Annotated in this window: 27 protein-coding genes; 14 read left to right on the top strand and 13 right to left on the bottom strand. The window is 71.0% G+C overall.

Annotation, left to right across the window (positions count from 1 at the left end; all coding sequences use genetic code 11):
* Window positions 1-35: 35 nt before the first annotated feature.
* The 9 genes from MKL11_RS12200 to MKL11_RS12160 all read right to left on the bottom strand — a co-directional run bounded on the left by MKL11_RS12200 (window position 36) and on the right by MKL11_RS12160 (window position 8586).
* Entirely contained in the window at window positions 36-1061 is a 1026-nt protein-coding gene (locus MKL11_RS12200; RefSeq protein WP_243943641.1) for an ABC transporter ATP-binding protein, read from the bottom strand.
* An 8-nt stretch (window positions 1062-1069) separates the two neighbouring features.
* The gene (locus MKL11_RS12195) at window positions 1070-2125 is read right to left on the bottom strand and encodes an ABC transporter ATP-binding protein (protein ID WP_243943639.1); all 1056 of its coding nucleotides are present in this window, start codon (window positions 2123-2125) and stop codon (window positions 1070-1072) included.
* A 13-nt stretch (window positions 2126-2138) separates the two neighbouring features.
* Window positions 2139-3068, bottom strand: coding sequence for an ABC transporter permease (locus MKL11_RS12190; protein ID WP_243943890.1), 930 nt, complete (start codon window positions 3066-3068; stop codon window positions 2139-2141).
* 14 nt (window positions 3069-3082) lie between these two features.
* Window positions 3083-4036, bottom strand: coding sequence for an ABC transporter permease (locus tag MKL11_RS12185; RefSeq protein WP_243943637.1), 954 nt, complete (start codon window positions 4034-4036; stop codon window positions 3083-3085).
* A gap of 201 nt (window positions 4037-4237) precedes the next feature.
* On the bottom strand, window positions 4238-5860 hold the full coding sequence (locus MKL11_RS12180; RefSeq protein WP_243943635.1) for an ABC transporter substrate-binding protein: 1623 nt from the start codon (window positions 5858-5860) through the stop codon (window positions 4238-4240).
* Window positions 5861-5963: 103 nt separating this feature from the next.
* Entirely contained in the window at window positions 5964-6347 is a 384-nt protein-coding gene (gene hpxZ / locus MKL11_RS12175) for an oxalurate catabolism protein HpxZ (RefSeq protein WP_243943633.1), read from the bottom strand.
* Complete coding sequence (locus tag MKL11_RS12170; protein ID WP_243943631.1) at window positions 6347-7744, bottom strand: AtzE family amidohydrolase; 1398 nt, start codon at window positions 7742-7744, stop codon at window positions 6347-6349. The genes hpxZ and MKL11_RS12170 overlap by 1 nt, the downstream gene beginning before the upstream one ends.
* Entirely contained in the window at window positions 7741-7935 is a 195-nt protein-coding gene (locus MKL11_RS12165; RefSeq protein ID WP_243943629.1) for a DUF4089 domain-containing protein, read from the bottom strand. The genes MKL11_RS12170 and MKL11_RS12165 overlap by 4 nt, the downstream gene beginning before the upstream one ends.
* A 171-nt stretch (window positions 7936-8106) precedes the next feature.
* Complete coding sequence (locus MKL11_RS12160; protein ID WP_243943627.1) at window positions 8107-8586, bottom strand: ureidoglycolate lyase; 480 nt, start codon at window positions 8584-8586, stop codon at window positions 8107-8109.
* Between the two features lie 509 nt (window positions 8587-9095).
* Between MKL11_RS12160 and MKL11_RS12155 the strand changes: the two genes are divergently transcribed.
* From MKL11_RS12155 to MKL11_RS12145, 3 genes are all read left to right on the top strand, one after another.
* Window positions 9096-9470: a DUF6481 family protein gene (locus tag MKL11_RS12155; protein ID WP_243943625.1), complete on the top strand. Its 375-nt coding sequence runs from the start codon at window positions 9096-9098 to the stop codon at window positions 9468-9470.
* Between the two features lie 315 nt (window positions 9471-9785).
* Window positions 9786-10067, top strand: a complete 282-nt coding sequence (locus MKL11_RS12150) for a hypothetical protein (protein WP_243943623.1) — start codon at window positions 9786-9788, stop codon at window positions 10065-10067.
* Window positions 10068-10248: 181 nt separating this feature from the next.
* Window positions 10249-10485 (top strand): hypothetical protein, encoded by a 237-nt coding sequence (locus tag MKL11_RS12145; protein WP_313900746.1) that lies wholly within the window; start codon window positions 10249-10251, stop codon window positions 10483-10485.
* A gap of 21 nt (window positions 10486-10506) precedes the next feature.
* Here MKL11_RS12145 and MKL11_RS12140 read toward each other — a convergent pair whose 3' ends face one another.
* From MKL11_RS12140 to MKL11_RS12125, 4 genes are all read right to left on the bottom strand, one after another.
* Window positions 10507-10716, bottom strand: coding sequence for a hypothetical protein (locus MKL11_RS12140; protein WP_243943618.1), 210 nt, complete (start codon window positions 10714-10716; stop codon window positions 10507-10509).
* Window positions 10717-10906: 190 nt separating this feature from the next.
* The gene (locus MKL11_RS12135; RefSeq protein ID WP_243943617.1) at window positions 10907-11572 is read right to left on the bottom strand and encodes an HAD family hydrolase; all 666 of its coding nucleotides are present in this window, start codon (window positions 11570-11572) and stop codon (window positions 10907-10909) included.
* 155 nt (window positions 11573-11727) lie between these two features.
* Window positions 11728-12126 (bottom strand): DUF2934 domain-containing protein, encoded by a 399-nt coding sequence (locus MKL11_RS12130; protein WP_243943615.1) that lies wholly within the window; start codon window positions 12124-12126, stop codon window positions 11728-11730.
* 99 nt (window positions 12127-12225) lie between these two features.
* Window positions 12226-12747 carry an atp-dependent helicase gene (locus MKL11_RS12125; RefSeq protein ID WP_243943613.1) on the bottom strand — a complete coding sequence of 174 codons (522 nt, stop codon included), beginning with the start codon at window positions 12745-12747 and terminating at the stop codon, window positions 12226-12228.
* A gap of 115 nt (window positions 12748-12862) precedes the next feature.
* Here MKL11_RS12125 and MKL11_RS12120 point away from each other — a divergent pair, with 115 nt between their 5' ends.
* From MKL11_RS12120 to MKL11_RS12070, 11 genes are all read left to right on the top strand, one after another.
* Entirely contained in the window at window positions 12863-13429 is a 567-nt protein-coding gene (locus tag MKL11_RS12120; protein ID WP_243943610.1) for a NifU family protein, read from the top strand.
* Window positions 13430-13977: 548 nt separating this feature from the next.
* Entirely contained in the window at window positions 13978-14652 is a 675-nt protein-coding gene (gene tsaB, locus MKL11_RS12115; RefSeq protein ID WP_243943608.1) for a tRNA (adenosine(37)-N6)-threonylcarbamoyltransferase complex dimerization subunit type 1 TsaB, read from the top strand.
* Window positions 14649-15164 (top strand): GNAT family N-acetyltransferase, encoded by a 516-nt coding sequence (locus tag MKL11_RS12110; RefSeq protein ID WP_243943600.1) that lies wholly within the window; start codon window positions 14649-14651, stop codon window positions 15162-15164. Before tsaB ends, MKL11_RS12110 begins: the two co-directional genes overlap by 4 nt.
* 4 nt (window positions 15165-15168) lie before the next feature.
* Entirely contained in the window at window positions 15169-16038 is an 870-nt protein-coding gene (locus MKL11_RS12105; RefSeq protein WP_243943598.1) for a lysophospholipid acyltransferase family protein, read from the top strand.
* 265 nt (window positions 16039-16303) lie between these two features.
* Window positions 16304-18037, top strand: a complete 1734-nt coding sequence (locus MKL11_RS12100; protein WP_243943596.1) for an L-lactate permease — start codon at window positions 16304-16306, stop codon at window positions 18035-18037.
* Window positions 18038-18253: 216 nt separating this feature from the next.
* Window positions 18254-19591: a tRNA (N6-isopentenyl adenosine(37)-C2)-methylthiotransferase MiaB gene (gene miaB / locus MKL11_RS12095; protein WP_243943888.1), complete on the top strand. Its 1338-nt coding sequence runs from the start codon at window positions 18254-18256 to the stop codon at window positions 19589-19591.
* Window positions 19592-19651: 60 nt separating this feature from the next.
* Window positions 19652-20734 (top strand): PhoH family protein, encoded by a 1083-nt coding sequence (locus MKL11_RS12090; protein WP_243943594.1) that lies wholly within the window; start codon window positions 19652-19654, stop codon window positions 20732-20734.
* 85 nt (window positions 20735-20819) lie between these two features.
* Window positions 20820-21302, top strand: coding sequence for an rRNA maturation RNase YbeY (gene ybeY, locus MKL11_RS12085; RefSeq protein ID WP_243943592.1), 483 nt, complete (start codon window positions 20820-20822; stop codon window positions 21300-21302).
* A 36-nt stretch (window positions 21303-21338) separates the two neighbouring features.
* Window positions 21339-22469 carry a hemolysin family protein gene (locus MKL11_RS12080; protein ID WP_243943587.1) on the top strand — a complete coding sequence of 377 codons (1131 nt, stop codon included), beginning with the start codon at window positions 21339-21341 and terminating at the stop codon, window positions 22467-22469.
* Between the two features lie 78 nt (window positions 22470-22547).
* On the top strand, window positions 22548-24164 hold the full coding sequence (gene lnt, locus MKL11_RS12075; RefSeq protein ID WP_243943886.1) for an apolipoprotein N-acyltransferase: 1617 nt from the start codon (window positions 22548-22550) through the stop codon (window positions 24162-24164).
* Window positions 24161-25390 carry an MFS transporter gene (locus tag MKL11_RS12070; protein ID WP_243943585.1) on the top strand — a complete coding sequence of 410 codons (1230 nt, stop codon included), beginning with the start codon at window positions 24161-24163 and terminating at the stop codon, window positions 25388-25390. The genes lnt and MKL11_RS12070 overlap by 4 nt, the downstream gene beginning before the upstream one ends.
* Window positions 25391-25398 lie beyond the last annotated feature (8 nt).

Raw genomic sequence — 25398 nt, 5'->3', positions numbered from 1 at the left:
TAAAGACTTCGCGCGGATGCGTCGATCCCCGGCGGTCAGGCCGGGACCGGCTCCGCCGCGCGCACCGGCGTCGGTCCCGCCCGGTAGGCGGCCGATGCCTCGTCGGTCCGCCAGCAGGCCACCTTGTGACCCGGGGAAATCTCGCCCACCGGCGGCATCTCCTGGCGGCATCTTTCCTCGACCAGAAAGCAGCGCGGCGCGAACGGGCAGCCCGGCGGCCGGTTTGCGAGGTCGGGCGGGCTGCCCGGGATGGTCTGGAGCCGGGAACCCTTCGCCAGCGCCCCCTCCGCGCGGCTGCGCAGCAGGCCGATCGTGTAGGGGTGGTGCGGGTCGAGCACGACCTGGTGCGCGGTGCCGGTCTCGACGATCTTGCCCGCGTACATCACGGCGATCCGGTCGGCGACCTCGACGGCCGCGCCGAGATCGTGGGTCACGATGATGATCGACAGGCCGAGGTCGCGCTGAAGCTCGCGCAGGAGCAGCAGCACCTGGATCTGCACCGTGGCGTCGAGGGCGGTGGTTGGCTCGTCGGCGAGCAGCACCTGCGGGTGGCAGGCGAGCGCGAGGGCGATCATGGCGCGCTGGCGCATGCCCCCCGACATCTCGTGCGGGTAATTGTCCAGCCGCCGCTCCGGGCTCGGGATCCGCACCCGCTCGAACAAAGCGAGCGCGCGCTTGCGGGCGTCCTCCTTCGAGATCTTTTCGTGGCGCCGGATCGCCTCGGTGATCTGCTGGCCGACCGTGTAGACCGGGTCGAAGGCCAGCAGCGGCTCCTGGAAGATCATCGAGACGTCGCCGCCGCGGAAATCGGCGAGCTGGCGCTTGCTCAGCGCCTGCACGTCCCGGCCGGCGGCGAGAATCGTCCCCTCGATCCGGCTGCGCCCCTCGTGGAACAGCCGCAGGATCGCCCGCAGGGTGACGCTCTTGCCCGAGCCGGATTCGCCGATGAGCGCCATCGCCTGACCGCGCTCCACGGTGAGGTCGACGCCGTCGACGACCTGCACCTTGCCGAAGGCGACGCGCAGGTTCCCGAGGGTGACGGCCGGCTCTGGAGGAGACATCGAAGCGCTCATGCCGCGAGCGCCCGGGCCGGGGCGGCGGAATGGCCGGAGCCCGGCTGGCGGGCGAGGCACGACACCCGGTGCAGCGGCCCGACCGTGTCGAGGGGCGGTTCTTTCTCGCCGCAGATCGGCTCGGCGAGGGTGCAGCGGGGATGGAACCGGCAGCCGGAGGGCGGGTCGATCGGGTTCGGCGGGTCGCCCTGCAGCAGCGCAGCCTGGGTGCGGTTGTCGGGGTCGAGGGACGGCATCGAGGCCAGCAGCGCCTCGGTATAGGGATGGGCGGGTGCGTCGAGCACCGTGTCGGACGGGCCGATCTCGGAGACCCGGCCGAGATACATCACCATCACCCGGTCGGAGATGAAGCGCACGACGTTCAGGTCGTGGCTGATGAAGATGTAGGTCAGGCCGAACTCGGCCTTGAGGTCGAGGAGGAGGTTCAGCACCTGCGCCTCCACGGACTTGTCCAGCGCCGAGACCGCCTCGTCGAGCAGCACCAGCCGCGGCTCCAGGGCCAGCGAGCGGGCGATGTTGACCCGCTGGCGCTGGCCGCCGGAGATCTCGTGCGGGTAGCGGCCGGCGAAGCGCTTCGGCTCCAGGCCGACCCGGGCGAGCAGCGCCCGGGCGCGCTCCACCGCCTCCCGGCCGGGCACGCCGTTGACCTTCGGGCCGAAGGCGATCGACTGCTCCACGGTCATGCGCGGGTTGAGCGAGGCGTAGCTGTCCTGGAACACCATCTGGACCTGGCGCCGGTACGACCGCCACGGCATCACCCGCTCGCCCACGGCCTGCCCGTCGTACAGCAGGGAGCCGGAATCGCGCTCGATCAGGCCCATCAGCAGCTTGGCGGTGGTGGACTTGCCGCAGCCGGATTCGCCGACGATGCCGAGCGTCTCGCCCTTCAGGACATCGAAATCGACGCCGTCGACGGCGCGCACCACCTGCTTCTTGCCGCCGGCCTTGCGGACCGGGAAGTGCTTGTAGAGCCCTGAGACCGACAGGAGCGGCTGGGCCGGTCCGCCGCGGTCGCGGTCGAACGGGTCGGGGGCGTCCGGGATGACGCTCACTGGCGAATCTCCGTCATTGGCGGATTTCCATGGCCGCGCGCAGGCCGTCCGAGAACATGTTGAAGGCGATCGAGACGACGAAGATGCACACGCCCGGCAGGGCCGCGACCACCGGGTTGGCATAGATCGCGGTGCGCAGGGTGTTGAGCATCAGGCCCCATTCCGGCTCCGGCGGGCGCACGCCCAGGCCCAGGAACGACAGGCCCGAGGCGAGGATCATCGAGACCGAGATCAGGCTGGTGGCGTAGACGAAGATCGGCCCGACGACGTTGCCGAGCACCTGCACCCGCATGATCGTCAGCGGCGAGGCGCCCGACAGCTTCGCCGCGTCGATGTAGTCGCGCTTGCGGATGCCGGTGGTGACGCTCTCGGCGACCCGGGCGATCTGGGGCACGAACACGCAGGTCAGCGACACGATCGAGTTGAAGATGCCGGCGCCCAGCGCCCCGGACAGCGCGATCGCCAGCAGCACGGAGGGAAAGGCGAAGAAGACGTCGATGGTGCGCATCAGGATCGTGTTGGTCCAGCCGCCGACATAGCCGGCCAGGATGCCGATCCCCGAGCCGATCACGAAGGCGATCAGCACCGGGGTGACCCCGATGAACAGCGACAGCCGCGAGCCCAGCATCAGCCGGCTGATCATGTCGCGCCCGAGCTCGTCGGAACCCAGCCAGTAGGTGGCGTCGCCGACATGCTTGAGCCGGCGCAGCATCGACCCCTTGTACGGGTCCATCGGGGTGATCCAGGGCGACAGGATCGCGATCAGGACCACGAGCAGGATCAAGGCCCCGGCACCCATGGCTACGGGATCGCGCACCAGGCGGTGGCCGACATGGCCCCAGAAGCCGCGGGACGGGACGAAGGCGGCCTCCGGAGCGACGTCCCCGGCGGAGAGCACGCCGCCGTCGAGGGCCATGGAGGCGGCGGTGATCGGTGCGGTCATCATCGGCCTCCGGGTCAGGCGCGTTCGATGCGCGGGTCGAGGGCGGTCTGCATCACGTCGACCAGCAGGTTGAGGACCACGAAGAACATCGCCAGCACCAGGATCGAGCCCTGGAGCAGGGGCAGGTCGCGCTGGAAGATCGCGGCGTTGAGGAGGAAGCCGGTGCCGGGCCAGGCGAACACGGTCTCGACCAGGATCGAGCCGCCGAGCAGGTAGCCGAGCTGGAGGCCCATGATCGCCAAAGCGGTCGGGGCGGCGTTGCGCACGACGTGCTTGAACACGCCGAACTCGTCCATGCCCTTGGCGCGCAGGGCCTCGACGAAGTCCTGGGCCAGGATGTCGGCCACGAGCGCCCGGACCGTGCGGGCGATGATGCCGGTGGGGATCACCGACATCGTCACCGCCGGCAGGATCAGGTAGCGCAGATGGTCGAAATCGGGCCGCCAGTTGCCGGAGCCGTCGGGCCCGGCGCCGGTGGGCGGCAGCCAGCCGAGGGTGGCCGAGAACACGATCACCAGCACCATGCCGAGCCAGTAATGCGGCACGCTCACGCCGAAGACCGAGAGCGCGGATGCCGCCCGGTCGGCCACGGAGTTGCGGTGGTAGCCGGCCACGAAGCCGAATAGGGTCCCGAAGGTGAAGCCGATCACGGTCGCCACCGAGGCGAGGATCAGCGAGTTGATGACGGCGCGGGTGACTTCGCCCAGCACCGGCCGGCCGGTGGCGATGGAGGTGCCGAGATCGCCGTGCAGCACGTGCCACAGCCAGATCAGGTACTGGACCGGCAAAGGTTTATCGAAGCCGTAGGCGGCCTTCATCTCGTTGATGGTCTCCTGGGTGGCGTCCGCCGGCAGCACCGCGCTCAGGGCATCGCCCGGCGCCAGGTGGACCAGCATGAAGCAGACTAGGCTGACGCCGAACGCCACGGGCGTCACGTAGACCAGGCGTTTGAGGATGTAGATCAGCATCGCGTGCCTTGCCGTGGCCGGAAAATTCCCCTCCCCCCCTCTGCGGGGGAGGGTGGCCCCTGCGTCAGCAGGGGTCGGGAGAGGGGAGCGACGCGCCCGAAAAGGATGCGCCGGGAGCCGAAACCCGCGTCGTCGCGCTGCCCGTCTCCCCCCTGCTGCGCAGGTACCCTCCCCCGCAGAGGGGGGAGGGAGCCGGTGGTGCTACCGCCCCGCCGTCGCGATGGTAATCTTCGAAAAGTCCTGGAACCAGTTCTGGGCCTGGACGAAGCCCTTCACCTTCGGGCTCATCGCCCGCGGGTTCACGTCGTGCGTGATCATGATGAACAGCGCGTCGTCCACGAACTTCTCGTGGACCTTCTCCAGGACCTTCGTCTGCTCGGGCTTGTCGAAGGTGGTTCGGACCTGGTCGAACAGCTTGTCCATCGCCGGGTCGCTGTAATAGCCCCAGTTCGTGCCGTTCGGCGGGGCGAAGTTACTTTGGAGGTGGCGGATGAAGCCGGTGAACGGGTCCTGGATGAAGTACGAATAGTTGATCGCCGACACGCCGCGGGAGATGTCGGCCTTGGCGCCGGCCCGCCAGATGTTGATCAGCGTGTTCCACTCGACCACTTCGTAATCGACTTGGATGCCGACCTCGGCGAGGTTCTGCTGGACGAACTCGTTCATCGGCAGCGGCTGCATCTGGCCCGAGCCCGAGGCCGAGATCGCGACCTTCAGCTTCAGGGGCTTGGCCGGGCTGTAGCCGGCCTCGGCGAGCAGCTTCTTGGCGGCGTCCGGATCGTACTTCACGTCGAAGGTCGGGTGACCGAACCATTGGTGGCCGGGGGGCATGAAGCCCTTGGCGGGGATGGCGAGGCCGCCGAGCAGCTCCTTCAGGCCGTCGCGGTCGATGGCGAGGTTGGCGGCCTTGCGGACCCGGATGTCGTTCCAGGGCGAGCCCTCGACCCGGGACAGGTGCCAGGTCCAGTTGTGCGGGTAGGCGTTGGTGACGATCGTGAAGCCGGCGCCCTTGAGCGAGGCCACGGCGTCGGGCGCGGGCGCCTCGATCCAGTCGACCTGGCCGGAGCGCAGCGCCGCGACCCGGGCATTGGCCTCGGGCAGCGGCACCAGTACGAGCTTGTCGAGCTTGGGCACCCGGTCTTTATCCCAGTACTCCTTGAACGGCACCATCTCGGCGCGCTCGCGCGGGGCGAACAGGGTCAGCTTCCACGGGCCGGTGCCGGAGGGCTGCTTGGCGAAGGCGTCCCAGGACTTGCCGACCTTCTCCCACTGCGCGGGCGAGGACATCATGATCCAGGCGATCTGGTAGGGCAGCGTCGCGTCGGGGGCCTTGGTGACGATCTCGACCGTGAGCGGGTCGATCACCTTGTAGGAGGCGACCGCCGGGATGCGGGTCTTGCCCTGGGCCGACTGGCGCGGATCATATTGCGGCGCGTCCGACTTCAGCAGCTTGTCGAGGTTCCAGACCACGGCGTCGGCGGTGAAGTCGGAGCCGTCGTGGAATTTCACCCCCGGCCGGAGCTTGAAGGTCCACTTGGTCTTGTCGGCGGCGTCGACCGCCCAGCTGGTGGCGAGGCCGGGCACGAGGTCGGAGGCGAGCTCGGCGCTCGACAGGTCCCAATTGATCAGGCCGTCATAGACCGTGTAGCCGAGGAACCGCATGCCCTCGCCGCCATTGTCGGTCTGGCCGGTGGTCAGCGGGATGTCGGACGCGGTCATGCCGATCCGCAGCGTGCCCTGCGCGAGGGCGGCGGTGCTCGCGGAGAGTGCCAGGGCACCGGCCAGCGCCGCACGGGCGCCGAAGGTTTTCAGACGAGACAGCATATCGGTTCGGGTACTCGCTCTGGTCCGGGCCTGGGACCCGGAATGCCATCGACCGTATGCAAGCCCGCGGCCAACAGGCCCCGGCCCATGCACGGTCTCACGATTACCCGGCGTCGATGACGCTCACATGCGCGGCGACCACCCGCCAGCCATCCGGAAAGCGCACCCAGGTCTGGCTCTGGCGGCCGGTCCTGCCGGGGGCGTTGTCCCGGGTGAACAGGGTCATCGCGGTGGCGCAGTCGCGCCCGTAGGTGGTGATCACCGTCTGGGCCAGCGCCCGCTCCAGGCCCACGGGCGAGCGGGCACGCCGGAAGGCCCGGATCGCGTCCATGCCGTAGAGGTTCTCGCCGATGCCGTACCGGATGGTCCTGGGATCGTCCCGGAACAGGGCTTCCAGGGTCGCGACATCGTTGGTGGTGAGCGCGATCTCGTAGGCCCGGAACGCGGCCTCGACCTCGGCCTTCACGGCGGGATCGTCGATGACCATCAGGACAGCTCCGCCACGGGTGCCGTGCAGATCCCGTCCCGCTCGAGCTGGCGGGCGACCCGCAGGGCCAGGTCTTCGCGCCAGGGCGCGGCGATGACCTGGACGCCGAGCGGCAACCCGGCATCGAGCCGCACCGGCACGGCCACCACGGGAAGGCCGATGAACGAGATCGGCTGGGTGAACAGGCCGATATTGGCCCGCACCGGCAGGGTCACGCCGTCGAGGACGAAGTGGGTCTGGCCGCCCTTCGGCGCCCGGCAGGGCGTGGCCGGCGCCAGGATCACGTCGACGCCGTCGAACAGCGCCAGCACCGCGTCCCGGTACCAGCGGCGGAAGCGCTGGGCGCGCTCCACGAACGGCGCCGGGATCATCGCCCCGGCGATCAGCCGGTCCCGCACCGCCGGGTCGAAATCCCGCGGCCGGGTGCGCAGGCGGTCCAGATGCAGGGTCGCGCCCTCGGCCGCCGTGATGAGATAGGCTGCGGCCCTGGCGCGGTGGGCCTCCGGGATCTCGACCGTGCAGCTCGCCCCCAGCGCTTCGGCGACGCGGGCAACCGCGGCGAACGCCTCCGGGTCTCCGCCGCGGGCGAAGTAGCCCCCCGCCACCGCGATGCGCAGGCCGCCGATCCCGGCTTCGAGGCCCGGGGCGGCGGGCTCCGGCGCCCGGGTGGTGGCGACCGGATCCTCAGGGTCGGGGCCCTGCATCGCGTCGTAGGCCAGGGTGAGGTCGGTGACGCTGCGTGCCATCGGCCCGAGATGGTCGAGGCTGCCGACGAACGGGAAGCTGCCGGCCCGGCTGATCCGCCCGTAGGTCGGCTTCAGACCGAAGCAGCCGCAGAAGGCGGACGGCACCCGGATCGAGCCGTTGGTGTCGGAGCCCAGCGTCAGCGGCACCAGACCGGCCGCCACGGCCGCGCCCGAACCCCCGGAGGAACCGCCGGTCATGTGGTCGAGGGCGTGGGGGTTGTGGGCGTCGCCGTCGTGGACGTTCTCGCCGGTGAAGTCGTAGGCGTACTCGCCCATGTTGAGCGCGCCGACCAGGATCGCCCCGGCTGCCTCCAGGCGCCGGACCACGGTGCCGTCGCGCGCGGCCGGCGGGCGGTCCCGGTTGATCGTCGATCCGGCGCGGGTCGGCAGGCCGGCGACGTCGATCAGGTTCTTCACCGCGAACGGCACGCCGGCGAGCGGGCCGGCCGGCTCGCCCCGGCCGATCGCGGCATCGAGCGCGTCGGCCCGGGCCAGCGCCCGCTCGGTCAGCACGTCCGTGAAGGCGCCGACGCGGCCGTCGATCCGGGCGATCCGGTCGAGGGCGGAAGCCACGGTCGCGCGGGCGCTCGCACGGCCCTCGGTGATCGCGGCGGCGATCGTCGCGGCGTCGGAATTGGCCGGCACGCTCATGCCTCGAACCTCGGCGCCGCCTCGACCGCGTCGGGGAGCGGAAAGCCCGCCACCAGCTCGGCCGCCGCCGCGAGGACGCGCAGGTTCGCGGTCACCGGCGCGATCCAGGCCGGATCGATCTCGAGGCCGAGCAGCGGCGCGGCCGCCGCCGCGTAGGCATCCGGGTCGAACGGAGGGGGCGTCTCAGGCATCGCGTTCCTCGCACCGGCGATGTCGGCAGCCGGCCGGTTCGTCGATTAGCAGGCATCGTGCCGTTCGCGCCGCGCCGTCCTGCGCATCGACGGGTTCGCGCTGCCCAATTTTTGGGCGGATTTCGTCGCACAACGAAATCACTCCAGATTGCGACACCGCCTGCTGCATTTTCACGCACCCTCGGGGAAAGCAACGGTCAGCGGTTCGATCGGGGCGAAGCTGCAATCCGCGTCGGTACCGTCTTCGTGCACGAGCATGGCGAAGACGCCCGGGGCCTGCAGGGTCATCATGTGGGCGTGCCAGGCACCCGCGCGGTAGTTGATTCCGACCTGACCCGGGACCTGGAACGCCCGGATCCCCTCCTCGTCCGGACTGCCGTCGCGATCCGGGGCCACCACCACGACATAGGCCGCGACGGAGAGCGGCACGAAGGCCTGGCTGGAATGCGGGTGCCGTTCCAGGCGGTGCAGGGGCATCAGCCGGTCCATCGGGTCACTCTGAATCAGCGCGAGGTTGGCGCGCGCCGTCGGCCGCGTGTTCTGTATTTGCCCGGCCTGGTCCTGGCGCGGCGGAGACGCGGGGGTGTCCAAGACTTCGCCGTAGGGCGCGAAAGCCTCCGCCGTGATCGCGGAGAGGGTGATCGTGCGCATCGAGGCTCCTTGCGCCATCGGTTTCGACTTTCGGCGGCCTTGCGATGGGAGGATGCGGCATCGATGCCGCACCGTTGTTCTTGCCGTCGCGAAGCGCGCGACCTACCTCTCGCGCATCAGAACGAGCCTGCGGCTCGGCCCAACCGGCAACCGGCGAAACGCGGTTCGCGATCACTGCGTCCCATCGTCGGCTTGAGGTTTTTCGGCATCGTCGGGCAAATCTTTTACAGAGTCGCCGTGGATTGTCGCCTTGGCGGCCACCTCGGCACGCAGACACGATTGCGTCTCGGGGCAGGCTGGGTCTAAGGGCTGTCCCGTTTTTATCAGACATGGTTCGACCCGAGCGCTTTTGCGTGACCCGAGCGCTCGGGTCGGACCATCGGTATTGCCGATGGATCGGTGCGGTTCCAGGGCCCGGGGACGGTTCTGGAACCCGTAGTCTCCGTACGTGGCCGGCGTCGCCGGTCGTCCCCGCGAAACGCGTGACGTACCCAACCGAGAAAGGTCAGATGAGCGCATTCGACTACCGGAATTTCGACGACCGCCGCCAGCATTCGCAGAGCGCCAAGGCCGCCCTGCTGGCCAAGTTCAAGGCCCGCCCGCCGGCCGACGATCCCGAGGTGATCGCCAAGGCCAAGGCCCGGGCCGAGATCGCCCAGGCCCGTGAAGAGCGCGCCCGCGAGCGCGAGGCCGCCCGGATCGCCGCCGAGCGGAAGGCTGCCGAGGAGAAGCGTCTGCGCGAGGAGGCCGAGCTCACGGCGCGGCTCGCCCGCGAAGCCGCCGAACTCGCTGCCGCGCAAGAGCGCAAGTCTGCCGAGCTCGCCTTGAAGAAGGCCCAGCGCGACGCGCGCTACGCCGCCCGCAAGGCCAAAGCCAAGCGCTGAGGCGCCGCGCCGGCCCCGGCGCGCATCCATCGCGCGCGCGAACGCCGTCCGCCCTCCCAGGCGGGCGGCGTTGTCGTTTTCGGGTCTGTCGCCATCGATCCGTCGGAGGGAAGCCGGGATCTGCGAGACTGTGGGACGTCTCCAGGACAAAATCGTGCTGGAGGACAAAATCGTGCTGGCGATCGCCAACCCTTGCGGCGCCAGCAGAAGCGCAACCCTCCCCCGCCGACGCCGGTTGAGAGTTGCCGCCGTCTTGCACGACGCGCGGCGTGACCCGTCGTCCTTCGAGAAGACGACGTGAACGGCGAGGAAACGATGCGCTCACGAACCCTGCTGGCGGCGATGCCGATCGTTTTCCTGGGGGCGGGCTATGCCTCGGCGCAGGATCGAACCACCGTCACCGCCTGCGAGACGCTGATCGCCACGCGCCGGATTGATGCCGCGACCGGCCCGGCCCGTGAGGCGCCGGAGGCCGGGTGCCGCCAGATCGCGCGGGCCGATATCGGAACCGTGGAGCAGCGGGCGCTGATCGGCGGCGCACCCTATGAATGCATGACGGTGGCGGGCGCCGGCCGCTGCCTGTGGGTCGTGCCGTGAGGCCCCGACCACCGACCGAACGCGGCACCCCGACATTGATCGAGCGCCGCATTTCGGCAGGAGACCGCAGTCTGACGAAGCTTCACGGCACGGCGATCCGCCCTATCTCGGCGGCTCGGTTCAACGAGGAATACGCTCCGGTATGTTGAGTATCCAAGCCAGGACGCGGGTCCCCGCATTGGTGTCGGCTACAATTGTCGCGGCATTCCTCGGAGGCGAGCCGGCCCGGGCCGAGCCGCCGATCCGCAGCCCGGAGGATGCGGCCTGCCGGAACGAGGCCCGCGCCAAGGTGTTCTCCGCGCCCAACCCCAACGGGCTGGAGCTCGAGGATATCGGCCGGCAGATCTACTTCGCCTGCATGGCGCGGACGACCCAGGCCACCGCGCGACCACCGAATCATCCGCATCGGCAGCGCTGATGCGCCGCCGGCGTTACGGGCTCAGGCGTCGAGCAACGGGGCGCCGATCCGGGCGCGCAGCTTGTGGCGAAGCACCTCGTTGCCGCCCTCGGCGTTGAGCGCCGCCATCAGCCGCAGCAGATGGCTGAGTGGCGTCGACCGGCATGCGATCGCCTCGGCGATCTGGTCCGTTAGGGGCTTGGCCGCCGGCACGAAGCGCGGTGCGGGACTGGCCTGGTGAGTCTGGGGCATGCGCGGCGCTCGTGCTTGGAGACGTTCCAGATGGCGGGCGGGTGGCTACGCCTTCCCGCCGCGCCGCGCCAGCCCCATTCGTGGTTTTACGTAGCCGGCATCGGGCTCCGTCACCGCACTGCAACACCGACAGCGGGAAACCGTGGACGACGCGGGCTGCGCCTCTGAAAGAGCTTGCTTTTGCGGCCGCTCAGCCTGCGGCCAGCGGGGATCGATCGAATCCGTCGAGCAGATCCTGCGGGTCGCGATAGATCGCGACGCAGCCCGCGGCCGAGAGATCGGCCTCCGGAAAGCCGCCGCAGAGCACGCCGATGGTGCGCAAGCCCGCTTTTGACGCCGCTTCGGCGTCGTAGGGCGTGTCGCCGATCACGATCATCGCGTCCTTGTCGAGACCGTCCAGCTTCTTCACGGCGGCTTCGAAGATGTCGGGATGCGGCTTCGAGCGATCCGCGTCGTCCGAGCTGGTGACGACGTCGACGAGATCGGCGATCCCCAGGATTTCCTGGTAGCGCTCGACCTCGGGCCCCTTGCCCGAGGAGGCCAGCGCGATCTTCAGACCGGCTGCGCGAAGACGCTCGAACAGCGGCCGGACTCCCGGGAACGGCCGGACTTCGGGCAGGTACGTCTTCTTGAACAGGTCGGAGCGGAAGCCCTCGATCGCCTTGCCCTCGCGCGCGACGCGCTCGGGCGGCAGGAACACCGGCATCAACTCGTCGCCGCCCTTGCCGATCTGGCTGCGGACCTTCGCCTCCTCGGTCGCCACGCCGAAATGCGCGAAGGCCTCGACCCAGGCGCGGGCATGCAGGTCGACGCTGTCGAGCAGCGTCCCGTCGATGTCGAAGATCACGGCGCGCATCGCGGGCCCCTGTTGTGGCGCACGGCGTACGCATCCGGCCGAACAACGAGGGCGGGGGCGGCCTGTTCCGGGCTTTCACCGGGCGGAAACGGCAGAAGCCCGCCCCTCGGCGGAGGGGCGGGCTTCTGATGGAGCCGTGTGACGGCGCCGTCGGCTCAGTGCATCGAGGCCGGGGCGCGGGCCGGCTTGGCCTTGGCGGCGAGGCCGGCGGTGACGGCAGCCTTCGAGGCCTTGGCGGCCTTCGCGGCGGCCGGCTTGGCCAGCGCGACCTTGGGCGTCACGGTCTTGGGCGTCACGGTCTTGGCCGCGGCGGCCTTGGCCGGGGCCTTCGGAGCCGCAGTCTTGGCGGCGGCGGCCTTCGGAGCCGAAACCTTGGCGGCGGCCTTCACGGCGACCGGCTTGGCCTCGGCGGCCTGGCCGTCCGCCAGCACCACGCCGGCGCGCAGCTCGGCCTCGGCGCGCATCCAATGGGCGACGGCACGACCGTGGATCCGGCCTTCGTTCTCCCAGATGTAGTAGGCGCATTCGCGCACGTGCTGCTCGCTGATCTGCATGCGTCCGATCTCCTGTCCGTCCTGGGATCGACGATGCGAGCGTCGGGTTAAGGGCCGGTTAACTGTGCCGCCGGCCGCGGACTTGGTCCGCCGATCGCCCTATCCGGGAATGCCAAGCACCCGGCGCGCCTCTGTCAGCAGCACCGCGTGCCGGGCCGCGCCGGGACCGTCGGTCGGGGCCGCGCGCCCGGCCCGCGCGATGATCTCCTGGAACCGGCGCCGGTCGAGGGCGCGGCTGCCGATGCTGTCCAGCACGGCGCCGAGCACGGCCCGGACGGCCTCGGTGCGCTCGTCGGCCTCCGCCAGCGCGTCCGCGGAGGCCGTGCGCGTCCGGGCCTCGGCGAGGTCGGCCTCCAGGGCGCTCGCCCGGGCGCGGACGCCCTCCAGCTCGGCCCCGAGACGCTGCGCGTCCTGCCATGCCAGATCGTGCTGGTGCGTGCGCAGGGCGAGCAGCACCTTGAGCGACGCCGCGTCCTCGCGCGCGGCCTCCAGCTTGGCCTGCGCCGCCCGCAGGTCGTTCAGCAAGTCCTGGGCGAGCATCCCATCCCCGGTTACATCCACTGCCGGCTCCGTCAGCCTGTCGTTCGGCCCGTCCTGAAGGGGCGTGGCGCGAATGTCCACTCTCCGGGCGCTCCGGCCCGGTTGAGAAAATCCCCCCGCCGGTCCACATGGGACGCAGCACCTTGCGGTGCCTGTCCCGGCCGGCCTTGAACCGGCGCAGCGGAGTTCGCCGACCATGTTCATCCAGACCGAAGCCACGCCGAACCCGGCGACCCTCAAGTTCCTGCCCGGCCGCGTCGTCCTGCCCGAAGCCACCTTCGAGGCGCGGGATGCCGAGACGGCCGTCCGCTCCCCCCTCGCGTCGGCGCTGTTCGCCGTTCCCGGTGTCGCCGGCGTCTATTTCGGCCACGACTTCGTCTCCGTCACCAAGGCGGAGGACGGCTCGGAATGGGCCCAGGTGAAGCCCGCCGTCCTCGGCGCGATCATGGAGCATTTCCAGTCCGGCGCCCCCGTGATGGCCGAAGGCGGCCTCGACGATCAGGGCGGCGAGGACGAGTTCTACGACGAGGCCGATCACGACACCGTCGTGACCATCAAGGACCTGCTCGAGACGCGGGTCCGCCCGGCGGTGGCCGGTGACGGCGGCGACATCACCTTCCGCGGCTACAAGGAGGGCGTGGTCTACCTGGAGATGAAGGGCGCCTGCTCGGGCTGCCCGTCCTCCACCGCCACCCTGCGGCACGGCGTGCAGAACCTGTTCCGGCACTTCCTGCCGGAAATCCGCGAGGTCCAGGCGGTCTGAGGACCGCGCGCCGTCCCCTGGACGTTGATCGGATCGGCGCCGGCGGTCTCGCGACCGCCGGCGCTTTGCGTTTGACGACTCGCCCGAAGCTGCGCCCGATGACGCTGCGGCCGGGCGGCCTCCAGACGCGACAGCATCGTCCCGAAAGGTGGCCGTCGGCTCTCGGACAAAGACGACGCGGAATCAACGACCTGCAGCATCGTCACGGGTCCGATTTACGGGACGGTGCTGTCGAGGGGCGCGTCCTCGTTCGCCCAGCAAGCCCGCGGCCGGGGCACGTCGAGGGACTTTCCCGGGCCATGGACTCGCTCAGGCATGGACTCGGCGTGAGGTTCGGCGAGGTCGTGCGTATCCGGTGGTTTCCCGGGCGGCCTGAGGGCTGGCGCGCCTGCCGACCGGCGCAAGCCGGCAACACCTCACTGCCAACGCGGCTCTCACCGGCGCCTTGCGCTGACGGGGCTGCGGTTTTGTTCTATCGCTAGGACCTTCGCGTCCTTCGGGGCGGAACGGGGGCGGTCGTCGGTCCGATCCGGCATTCGGGAGTGGGCGTGCGTATCCTAGCCATCGACACAGCGCTGGACCTGTGCGCCGCCTGCGTCGCCGCGGACGATGCCGACGCGCCGCTCGCGGCCGAGTCGCTGCCGATGGTGCGCGGACATGCCGAGGCGCTGCTGCCGCTGATCGAGCGTGTGATCGCCCGGGTGGAGGGCGGCTTCGAGGCGATCGACCGCATCGCCGTCACGGTCGGGCCCGGCAGCTATACCGGGCTGCGGGTCGGCCTCTCGGCGGCCCGGGCCATCGGGCTCGCCACCGGCAAGCCGGTCGTCGGCGTCGGCACCCTCTCCGCCCTGCTGGCGCCGCTGCTGGCGGAATCCGGCGAGGGCGTGATCGCCGCCGCGATCGATGCCCGGCACGGCGCCGTCTACGTCCAGGCCCTCGGCCCGAGCGACGGGCTCGCCCCCGCCCACCTGCCGGTGGAGATTGCCGCGGAGCGGCTGGGATCCGGCCCCGTGGTGCTCACCGGCTCGGGGGCCCCCCTGGTGGCGGCCGCCCTCGCCGCCCGCGGGGTGAGCGCGCGGGTCGCCGGCCTGGGCGCGGCCGATATCACCGCCGTGGCGTCGCTCGGTCTCGTGGCCGATCCGGCCCAGGCGCTGCCACGCCCGCTCTATCTCCGCGGGCCCGATGCACGGCCCCAGGACCATGCCAGGATCGCGCGGCAATGACGCGTCCCCTCCCGTTCTGGCCCCTCGACTGGTGGGCCGCCTGGTGGGATGCCCTCACCCCGGAACCCTACGTCACCTCCCTCTCGGACGCCGCGCAGGCACCGGCCCTGGCCCGGCTCCACGCCACGGCCTTCGCCCGGCCCTGGGAGGCCCACGAATTCGAACGCCTGCTGTGCGAGCGCTCGACGCAGGCGCATGCCCTATGGCGGACCGGGACGCTCCAGGGCTTCGTCCTGTCGCGCCGGGCCGCCGACGAGGCCGAGATCCTGACCGTGGTCCTGTCCCCGGCGCTGCGCGGCGGCGGCCATAGCCGCCGGCTCCTGCGCGAGCACCTCTCCAGCTTGGCGCATTCCGGGATCGCCCGGGTGCATCTGGAGGTCGACGAGGGCAACGCCCCCGCGCTCAAGCTCTACGCCCGCCACGGCTTCCGGAAGGTCGGCGAGCGCACCGGCTACTACCTCAAGGCCGACGGCAGCCGGGCGACCGCGCTGACCATGAGCGCCGACCTGTAACGGCGTGAACCGCTTCGGCCTCATCGCGCGGATCGCGGCCCTCGCCCTCGCCTTCCTGGTGCTGGGGCCGCCGCACTGGGTGGCGTTGCGGTTGCTCGGCCGCCGCTCGACCGTGGCGCCGATCCTGTTCCACCGCACCTTCCTGTGGCTGTTCTCCGTCCGGGTGACGCAATCCGGGACGCCGCCGGAAGCCGGAGAGGCGGCCCTGGTCCTGGCCAACCACGTGTCGTGGCTCGACATCGTGGTGATCGGGTCACTGCGCCCGCTCTCGTTCGTGGCGAAGTCGGAGATCGCCGGCTGGCCGGTGATCAGCGGCCTCGCGGCGCTCCAGCGCACGATCTACATCGACCGGCAGCGCCGCGGCGCTACCGCCACGGTCAGCGCCATGATGGGCCATCGCCTGGCCGAGGGCGAGCTGGTGGTGCTGTTCGCCGAAGGCACCACCGGGGACGGCAACCGGCTCCTGCCGTTCCGCTCCGCCCTGGTCGGTGCGGCCCGGGCGGCGCTGCAGGCCGAGGCCGGGCGCGGCCGCGTGCGCCTCCAGCCGCTGGCCATCGCCTACCCCCGGCGCAACGGCTTGCCGGTGGTGCGCTCCGAGCGCTCCGAGATCGCCTGGTACGGCGACATGGAGCTGGCGCCGCATCTTGCCGCCTTCGTGAACGGCGGGCCGATCGACGTCCACGTGGTCTGGGGCCAGCCCATCGCCTTCGAGGCCTCGACCGACCGCAAGTCGGCCACCGCCGCCGCCGAGGCCGAGGTGCGGGCCGCCCTGCGGGGCATCGCCACCGGCCGCGGCGAGGCTCAGCCCGCCGCCGGCGTCCGCCCGGCTTCGCCTAACCTGGATCTGGGCGGATCCGAGATCGCGACGGCCTGAGGTTTTTGTGGCAGGCCGAATTGGGCCGGCTGGCCTCGACGTTCCCTGTCCGCGCAGGCGCAGCGAAGCAACTCAGGGCCGTGTGTGATCCCCGAACGTGGCGCATCACGGGACTGCTTGGCGGCGCCCGCGAGGACAGCGTGGGCCGATCGTGAAGTCCCGGTAAAACCACCCCCTGAATACAGGATGCATGTCTGTTGAGCGGCTGGTGTCGCTCTGCTAGCTAGGCCGAAACCCGTGAAGTCGGGAAATCGGAGGACGCCCGTTGCAAACCTGGAATCAGGTCTATGATCCGTTCGGGAGCCCCTGGCTCTCGACCCTGGCCGCCTCCGTGCCGGTCATCGCCCTCCTCGCCATGATCGCGAGCGGTCGCGTCAAGGCCCATATTGCGGCCGTCATCGCCCTGGGCCTCGCGCTTCTGGTCGCCGTCGTGGGCTTCGGCATGCCGGCCGGCCTCGCGTCCCGGGCCGCGATCCTCGGCATGGTCACGGGCTTCTTCCCGATCGGCTGGATCATCCTCAACGTCATCTTCCTCTACCGGCTGACGGTGGAGAAGGGCTGGTTCTCGGTGCTGCAGCAATCGGTGGCCGGCATCACCGCCGACCGGCGCCTGCAACTCCTGCTGGTGGCCTTCGCGTTCGGGGCCTTCTTCGAGGGCGCGGGCGGCTTCGGCACCCCGGTCGCCGTCACCGGTGCGATCCTGATCGGCCTCGGCTTCTCGCCGCTGGCGGCCTCGGGCTTGTCGCTGATCGCCAACACCGCCCCGGTCGCCTTCGGGGCGCTCGGCGCGCCGATCCAGGGCCTCGCCTCGGTCACCGGCTATCCGCCCGAGATCCTCGGCGCGATGATCGGCCGGCAGCTGCCGCTGTTCTCGCTGATCGTGCCGTTCTGGCTGATCTGGGTGTTCGCGGGCTTCCGCGGCATGATCCGGGTCTGGCCGCCGATCCTGGTCTGCGGCGCGTCCTTCGCGGTGGCGCAGTTCCTGATCTCGAACTACGTCAATCCCTGGATCGTGGACATCGGCGCCTCGCTCGCCGCGATGCTCGCCCTCGTGCTGTTCCTCAAGGTCTGGCAGCCCCGGGAGATCTGGATCTCGCCGGCCCTGCGCGGCCACGACCCGTCCCTGGCGCTCGCCACCCCCCGCCCCGTGGCGCTCGGTGCCGGCGTTCCCGGCAGCCCCCCGGTCCATATCGGCGCGCGCACCGCCTCGCAGCGCGAGATCCTGATGGCCTGGCTGCCGTGGATCATCCTGTCGGTGATCGTGGCGATCTGGGGCACCGGCTGGTTCAAGGGCATCGTGAACCCGCTCTTCACCTGGAAATACGAGGTGCCGGGCCTTCACAACGCGATCATGAAGGTTCCGCCCGTGGTGCCGAAGCCGGCGCCCGAGGGTGCGGTCTTCCTGTTCACCTACATGTCCTTCACCGGGACCGGGGTGCTGATCGCGGCGATCATCTCCGGCCTGATCATGCGGTTCTCGCCGGTGCGGCTCGTGACCGCCTACATCGAGACCATCTGGGCGCTGCGCTACTCGCTGATCACCATCGCGGCGATGCTGGCCCTTGGTGTCCTCACCCGCTACGCGGGCGTCGACGCCACCCTGGGCCTCGCCTTCGCGGGCACCGGCATTCTGTACCCATTCTTCGGCACCCTGCTCGGCTGGATGGGCGTCGCGCTGACCGGGTCGGATACGGCCTCCAATGTGCTGTTCGGCAGTCTCCAGCGCATCACCTCCGAGCAGCTCGGCCTGCCGGGCGTGCTGATGGCGGCGGCGAACTCGTCGGGCGGCGTGATGGGCAAGATGATCGACGCCCAGTCGATCGTCGTCGCCTCCACGGCCACCGGCTATTTTGGCCAGGAAGGCAAGATCCTGCGCTTCGTGTTCTGGCATTCGGTCGCGCTGGCCTGCCTGGTCGGGCTGTTCGTGATGCTCCAGGCCTACGTGCCGTTCTTCCAGCAGATGATCATCGACGTCCCGGCTGCGGCCGCAGCCCACTGACGACGGGGCGGCAGGTGCGCCCTGCCGCCTCCCCTGCCCTGGGGTTTCAGGGGCTCTGCCCCAGATCCCGCCAAAGGGCCGAGCCCTTTGGAAACCCCGTCTTGCCGTGGGGTGTCGCGACGGCCCGCACGATCCGTGCTACAGGCTCCCGCCCGCCGGTCCGCGCAGGACCGGGGCGGGCCGATCGGCAAGCGGATGGTTTTAGGGCGGCACGCGTTGAAGAAGGCCTTCGTCAAATCCTACGGTTGCCAGATGAACGCCTACGACGCGGCCCGCATGGCCGACGTGCTGGGCGCTGAGGGGTTCACGGCGACCGATTCGGTGGAGGAGGCCGACGTCGTCGTCCTCAACACCTGCCACATCCGCGAGAAAGCCGCCGAGAAGGTCTATTCCGAGCTCGGTCGTCTGCGCGTTCTGAAGGGCGAGCGGCAGGCCCGCGGCCTCGACACGCGCATTGTCGTTGCGGGCTGCGTCGCTCAGGCCGAGGGCGCCGAGATCCAGGCGCGCCAGCCCGCGGTCGACGTGGTGGTCGGCCCGCAGAGCTACCATCGCCTGCCCGACCTCTTGGCCCGCTCCCGCGAGCGCCGGGTGGTCGACACGGAATTTCCCATCGAGGACAAGTTCACGCACCTGCCCCGGCGCCGGATGTCCGGCCCGACGGCGTTCCTCACCGTGCAGGAGGGCTGCGACAAGTTCTGCGCCTTCTGCGTCGTGCCCTATACCCGCGGCGCCGAGGTCTCGCGTCCCGTGGCGGCGGTGCTGGCCGAGGCCCAGAAGCTCGCTGACGGCGGGGCCCGCGAGGTCACGCTGATCGGCCAGAACGTCAATGGCTATCACGGCTTAGGGGCCGATGGCGTGCCGGTCGGGCTCGCCGAACTCATCCGGGCGGTCGCGAAGATCCCCGGCCTCGTGCGGATCCGCTACACCACGAGCCACCCGAACGATTTCGACGACGCGCTGGTCCGCGCCCATGCCGAGGTGCCGGCCCTGATGCCCTACCTGCACCTGCCGGTGCAGTCGGGTTCGGACCGGATCCTCGCCGCCATGAACCGCAAGCACACGCGCGATCAGTATCGCCGCCTGATCGACCGCGTGCGCGCCGCGCGGCCGGACGTGGCCCTGTCCTCCGACTTCATCGTCGGCTTCCCGGGCGAGACCGATACCGATTTCGCCGATACCCTTCAGCTGGTGCGCGAGATCGGGTTCGAGAGCGCGTTCTCGTTCAAGTACAGCCCCCGCCCCGGCACTCCGGCGGCCGAGCGCGCCGACAGGGTGCCCGAATCCGCGATGGCGGAGCGGCTCGCGGAGCTGCAGGCGCTGCTGGATGCGCAGCGCTACGCCTACCAGCGGGCCGCCGTCGGCCAGGTCTTCGAGGTGCTGGTCGAGAAGGCCGGGCGGCATCCGGGCCAGGTCGCGGGCAAGACGCCGCACCTTCTGGCTGTGCAGTTCGACGCCCCCCTCCACCATATCGGGACGATCGTGCCGGTCCGGATCGAGCGGGCCGGCACCAACAGCCTGTTCGGCCAGCTGGCTACCGAGGCCGTGGCGGCGTGAGGATGCGATGATGGGGATGCCGGTGAGGATCACAGGTTGAGCGCGTCGGACGGGTCTGGCATGCGCGGCGCCCTTCGGGGCCGCGGGCCGGCGGCCAGGCCGGCCGGATCGGACGAGACGGTCGAGGTGCCGCTGACCTTCGACGACAACCGCCTCGCGAGCCTCGTCTTCGGTCAATACGACCAGAACGTCGCCCATATCGAGCGCCGGCTCGACGTCACCGCCACGGCTTTGGGCAACCACCTCGTCATCAAGGGCTCGCCAGACACCGCCGAGAAGGCTCGGCGTGTCTTCCAGAAGCTTTACGCCCGGGTGCGGACCGGCGGCAGCGCCCTGACGCTCGGCGATGTCGACGGCGCGATCCGCGAATCCACCGCGCAGGCCAGCCTGTTCCCCGCCGAGGCGATCGCCGCCGAGGCCGACAAGCCGCATTTCGAGCAGATCGCCACCCGCAAGCGTGGGGCCGTGCGGGCGCGCAACCCGGCGCAGGACCAGTACATCAAGCTGCTGCGCACCAACGAGCTGGTCTTCGCCGAAGGCCCGGCCGGTACCGGCAAGACCTGGCTCGCCGTCGGCCACGCCGTGTCGCTGCTCGAGCAGGGCCATGCCGAGCGGCTGATCCTGTCGCGGCCTGCCGTCGAGGCCGGCGAGCGTCTGGGCTTCCTGCCCGGCGACATGCGCGACAAGGTCGATCCGTACCTGCGCCCGATCTACGACGCCCTCTACGACTTTATGGAGGCGCGCCACGTCGACCGCGGCCTGCAGACCGGGATCATCGAGATCGCGCCTCTGGCCTTCATGCGCGGGCGCACGCTGACCAACGCGGTCGTGCTCCTCGACGAGGCGCAGAACACCACCTCCATGCAGATGAAGATGTTCCTGACCCGCCTCGGCGAGGGCTCGCGCATGATCATCACCGGCGACCCGAGCCAGATCGACCTGCCGCCGGGGCAGAAATCGGGCCTCGTTGAGGCGGTGAACGTGCTCGACGGCGTCGAGGGGATCGGCCGGGTGACCTTCAAGGACGTGGACGTGGTCCGCCACGACCTCGTGCGCCGGATCGTCACCGCCTACGAGCGCGCCTCCCACGGCGACGGTGACGCCGACCGCAATCCCAACCCCCGGCGCCGGCCGCTGGCGTGAGCATCGTATTGAGACAGCTGGCTGCTCCGCCTGCCCTTCCCTCCCCCCGCAGAGGGGGGAGGGAGAGGCGCGGGAGTCGCGCGCAATGACCGGCCACGACATCGATATCGCGGTCGAGGACGACCGTTGGGAAACCGCGGTCCCGGAGCTCGAATCGCTGGTGATCCGCGCCGTGGAGGCTGGCCTCGCGATTGCCCCGGAGCTGCCGGACGGGCCCGTGGAGGTCAGCGTCGTGCTGACCGACGACGCCGCGATCCAGGAGCTGAACCGCACCTGGCGCGGCAAGGACAAACCCACCAACGTGCTGTCCTTCCCGGCCGCCCCGCAGCCCCGGCATGCGGGTGCCGCGCGGCCGCTCGGCGATGTGGTCCTTGCCTACGAGACCCTTGTGCGCGAGAGTGCCGAGCAATCGAAGCCGCTCCAGAATCACCTCGCGCACCTCCTCGTCCATGGCACCCTGCATTGTCTCGGTCAGGACCACGAGATCGGCGAGGCCGAGGCCGAGGCCATGGAAGCGCTCGAAGTCGCGGCCCTCGCGACCTTGGGCATTCCCGACCCCTATGCCTGAGCGGCCGATTCCCCACCGCCCCCAGATCCGAGAGACATGAGCAACGATCGAAGTCGCGGCGCGGCCCTGGCCGCGCCCAGTTCCACCGAGGGCGAGCCCCAATCCCGGGAGCCCTGGTACGACCGCCTCCTGCAGGCGCTCCACCTTAAGCCGCGCGATTCGCTGCGCGAGGGTCTCGAGGAGGCGCTCGCCGAGCCCGATGCCGGCGAGAGCGGTCTCACCCCCCTAGAGCGGGTGATGCTCAAGAACGTGCTCGGCCTGCACAAGGTGCGGGTCGACGACGTGATGGTCCCCCGGGCCGACATCGTCGCGGTCTCCAACGACACCAATCTCGGCGACCTGCTCAAGCTGTTCCGCACGGCCGGCCATTCCCGCCTGCCGGTCTACGGCGAGACGCTGGATGATCCCCGCGGCATGGTCCACATCCGCGACCTCGTCGATCACATCGCCGCCAAGGCCGAGCCGACCCGGCGCACCGCGACCGCGGTCCGGCCCGCCGTCCCCGCCGAGGGCGAGGCCGACGCCACCGTGGCGCCGCGGCCTGCCCGTCGGGCGCCCGTGCGGCTGCCTCGGGCGCTCGATCTCGGCAAGGTCGACCTCACCACGACGCTCGCCGCCGCCCGCATCCAGCGGCCGGTGCTGTTCGTGCCCCCGTCCATGCCGGCGATCGACCTGCTGGTGCGGATGCAGGCGACGCGCACCCACATGGCCCTGGTCATCGACGAGTATGGCGGCACCGACGGGCTGATCTCGATCGAGGACCTGATCGAGGTGGTGGTCGGCGACATCGAGGACGAGCACGACGTCGCCGAGGCCAAGCAGGTCCAGCGGGTCGACGGCGAGGACGAGGTGTTCGTGGCCGATGCCCGCACGCCGCTCGCCGAGGTCTCGGAGGCCACCGGGGTCGACCTCGTGGCGGCGGTCGGCGACATGGCCGAGGAGATCGATACCCTGGGCGGCATGATCGTCACCCTGGCCGGGCGCGTTCCGTCCAGGGGCGAGCTGATCGTCGGGCCGGGCAACCTCGAATTCGAGGTGCTCGATGCCGACCCGCGTCGCCTGAAGCGATTGCGGTTCCATAAGGGCGCGGCGCGGATCGGCAACGTCGTGCCGCTCGCCCTGCCCCCGCCCGCCCCGCCCCCGGTTCCCGAGTCGCCGCATCCATGACGGTCATCCGATGACGGGCGCGGCGTGGCGGTTCTGACCGTGGGGCATGCCCGGGATGCGGCGAGTCCGATCAGCCCCATGGGCCGCCCCGCCCCGGGCTTCGTCCTGGCGATCGCCCAACTGACCGGCTGGCGGCGGCTCGGGCTCGCCTGGCTTGCCGGTGCGTTCGGCGCCCTGGCGATGCCGCCCTACGGATTCCTGCCGGCGCTGGCCGTGTCCCTGTCGGTGGCGGTCTGGCTCATGGACGGGGCCACTGCGGACCGGACGGCCCTGCGGCGGCTCCGGCCCGGCTTCCTGATCGGCTGGGCCTGGGGCTTCGGCTATCTCACCGCCGGCCTGTGGTGGCTCGGCCAAGCCTTCCTGGTGGAGGCCGACGAGTTCCTATGGGCGCTGCCGCTCGGCGTGATCGGCCTGCCCTTCGCCCTCGGCCTGTTCTACGGCGCGGGGTTCGGGGCGGCCGGCTTGCTCTGGGCGCGCGGCCCGGCGCGGATCGCCGCCCTGGCCCTCGGGATCGGCGCCGCCGAGTGGCTGCGCGGCCACCTGTTCACGGGCTTCCCCTGGAACACGATCGGGATGGCGCTCGCCCAGAACCTCTGGCTGATGCAATGGGCCGCCGCGATCGGCCTGTACGGCCTGACCATCCTGGCCGTGCTGGTCTGCGCCGCGCCGGCGACCCTGGCGACCGGCTCGCATCCGCGCAGCCGGTTCGGGCCGAGCGCCGCCGCCGCGATCGTCCTGATCGGCATGGCGCTCTACGGCGCCGCGCGCGTCGGGCCGCCCGATCCGGTGGTGACGGGCGTCCGCTTGCGCCTCGTCCAGCCGAACCTGCCGCAGGATGCCAAGTTCCGGCCCGAGAACCGCGCCGACATCGTCGACCGCTACATCGAGCTCAGCCAGCGCCCGACCGAGGCCGGAGAGCCCGAGCCGACCCATATCGTCTGGCCCGAATCGGCCTTCCCGTTCCTGATCCAGCGCGATCCCGACGCGCTCGCCAAGGTGGCGGCCGGCCTCAAGCCCGGGCAGCACCTGATCACCGGGGCAGCCCGGGCGGAGGAACCGCTGCCCGGCGAGCGCCTGCGCTACTTCAACGCCGTGATGGTGATCGGGCCGGACGGCGTGATCTCCGACACCTACGACAAGGTCCACCTCGTCCCGTTCGGCGAGTATTTGCCGGCGCCCCTGGACGCGGCGCTCCGGGCGATGGGCCTGCGCCAGTTCGTGGCGATTCCCGGCGGCTTCTCCGCCGGGACCCTGGCGGCGCAGCGGATCCTCACAGTGCCGGGCCTGCCGCCCGTGGCGGCCACGATCTGCTACGAGGCGATCTTCCCGCACGCGATCCTGCCAGCGACCGCGCCCTCGGGGCCGCGCCCGCCCGGGCTGATCCTGAACGTCACCAACGATGCGTGGTTCGGCGACACGCCCGGCCCCCGCCAGCACTTGGCCCAGGCGCGGCTGCGCGCCGTCGAGGAAGGGCTGCCGCTGGTCCGCGACGCCAATACCGGGATCTCCGCGGTGATCGACCCGCATGGCCGCATCGTCGCGCGGACTGAACTCGACACGGAGACCTGGCTCGATGCCGACCTGCCGGCCCGCATCGTCGGCGGCACCCTGTACGGCCGGTTCGGCGACGCCGCCTTCGCGCTGATGCTCGCCGCCTGCCTCGGCGGCGCCCTCACCGCCCGGCGGCGGGCATGAGCCCCGAGCGCACGGCTCGGGGCCGGATCCTGCTCGCACTGGCGCTGATGCTGGTGGCGTTCAACCTGCGCCCGGCCCTGAGCACGATCGGGCCGCTGCTCGCGACGATCCGGGACAGCACGGGCTTGAGCGCCGGCGGCGCCGCGATCCTCACAACCCTGCCGGTCCTGTGCCTCGGGATCGCCTGCGCCCTGGCGGCGCCGCTGATCCGCCGGATCGGGCCCGACCTCGCCGTCCTCGTCGGCGCCACGATCCTGGCCGCGGGCTTGGCCCTGCGCGGGCTCGGCGGCCTCGGGCCGCTCTTCGCCGGGACGGCGCTGGCCGCCATCGGGATCGGGCTCGACAACGTGCTCCTGCCGGCCCTGGTGAAGCGCGACTTCTCCGGCAGCGGCGGCCTGATGACCGGCCTCTACACGATGACCCTCTGCCTCGGCGCGGCGGCGGGCGCGGGCGCGGCGGTCCCGGTGGAGCACGCGCTGGGCGGCGGCTGGCCCTCGGCGCTCGCGGTCTGGGCGCTGCCGGCGCTGCTCGCGGGGTTCCTGTGGGTCCCGTTCGCGCGCCGCACGGCCTCGCGGGCGGCGCCCTCGGCCGGACGGCTGCTGCGCGATCCCCTGGCCTGGTGGGTCACGGGCTTCATGGGCCTGCAATCTTCCCTGGCCTACACCCTGTTCGGCTGGCTGCCGCTGCTGCTCCAGGCCCGCGGCCTCTCGCCCCTCGATGCCGGCCTCTACGCCTCGCTGATGACCCTGGTGCAGGCGCCCGGCGCGCTGATCACCGCCATGCTGGCGGCCCGGGCGCGGGACCAGCGGGCCTGGATCGTCGTCATTCCGGGGCTCACGGCGGCCGCGTTCCTCGTGCTCGCCTTCGGACCGGAGGCGTTGCGCATCCCCGGAGCCTGTGCGCTCGGCTTCGGCATCGGCGGCTGCTTCGGCCTCGGGCTGACCCTGATCGTCCTGCGCGCCGCCGATGCCGCCAGCGCCGCCGGCCTCTCGGCCATGGCGCAGGGCATCGGCTATACCGGTGCCTGCCTCGGCCCCCTGGCCTTCGGGCTGGCCCACGAGGCGACGGGCGGCTGGGGCCTCGCCGGTGCCCTGTTCGTAGGCATCGCGGTCACCGCCATCCTGGTCGGTCAGGCCGCCGGCCGCGACCGCAAGGTCAGCGCCGCCGCGCCGGACCTGGGTCCCGCGCCGCTTCAGCCGTCGACGCTCCCGGCCAGCAGCCGCTGATCGGAGCG

This window comes from Methylobacterium sp. J-077, assembly GCF_022829365.1.
Taxonomy (GTDB): Bacteria; Pseudomonadota; Alphaproteobacteria; order Rhizobiales; family Beijerinckiaceae; genus Methylobacterium.
Note: the sequence above shows the minus strand (reverse complement) of the source record. Positions and strands in the feature narration are given on the sequence as shown.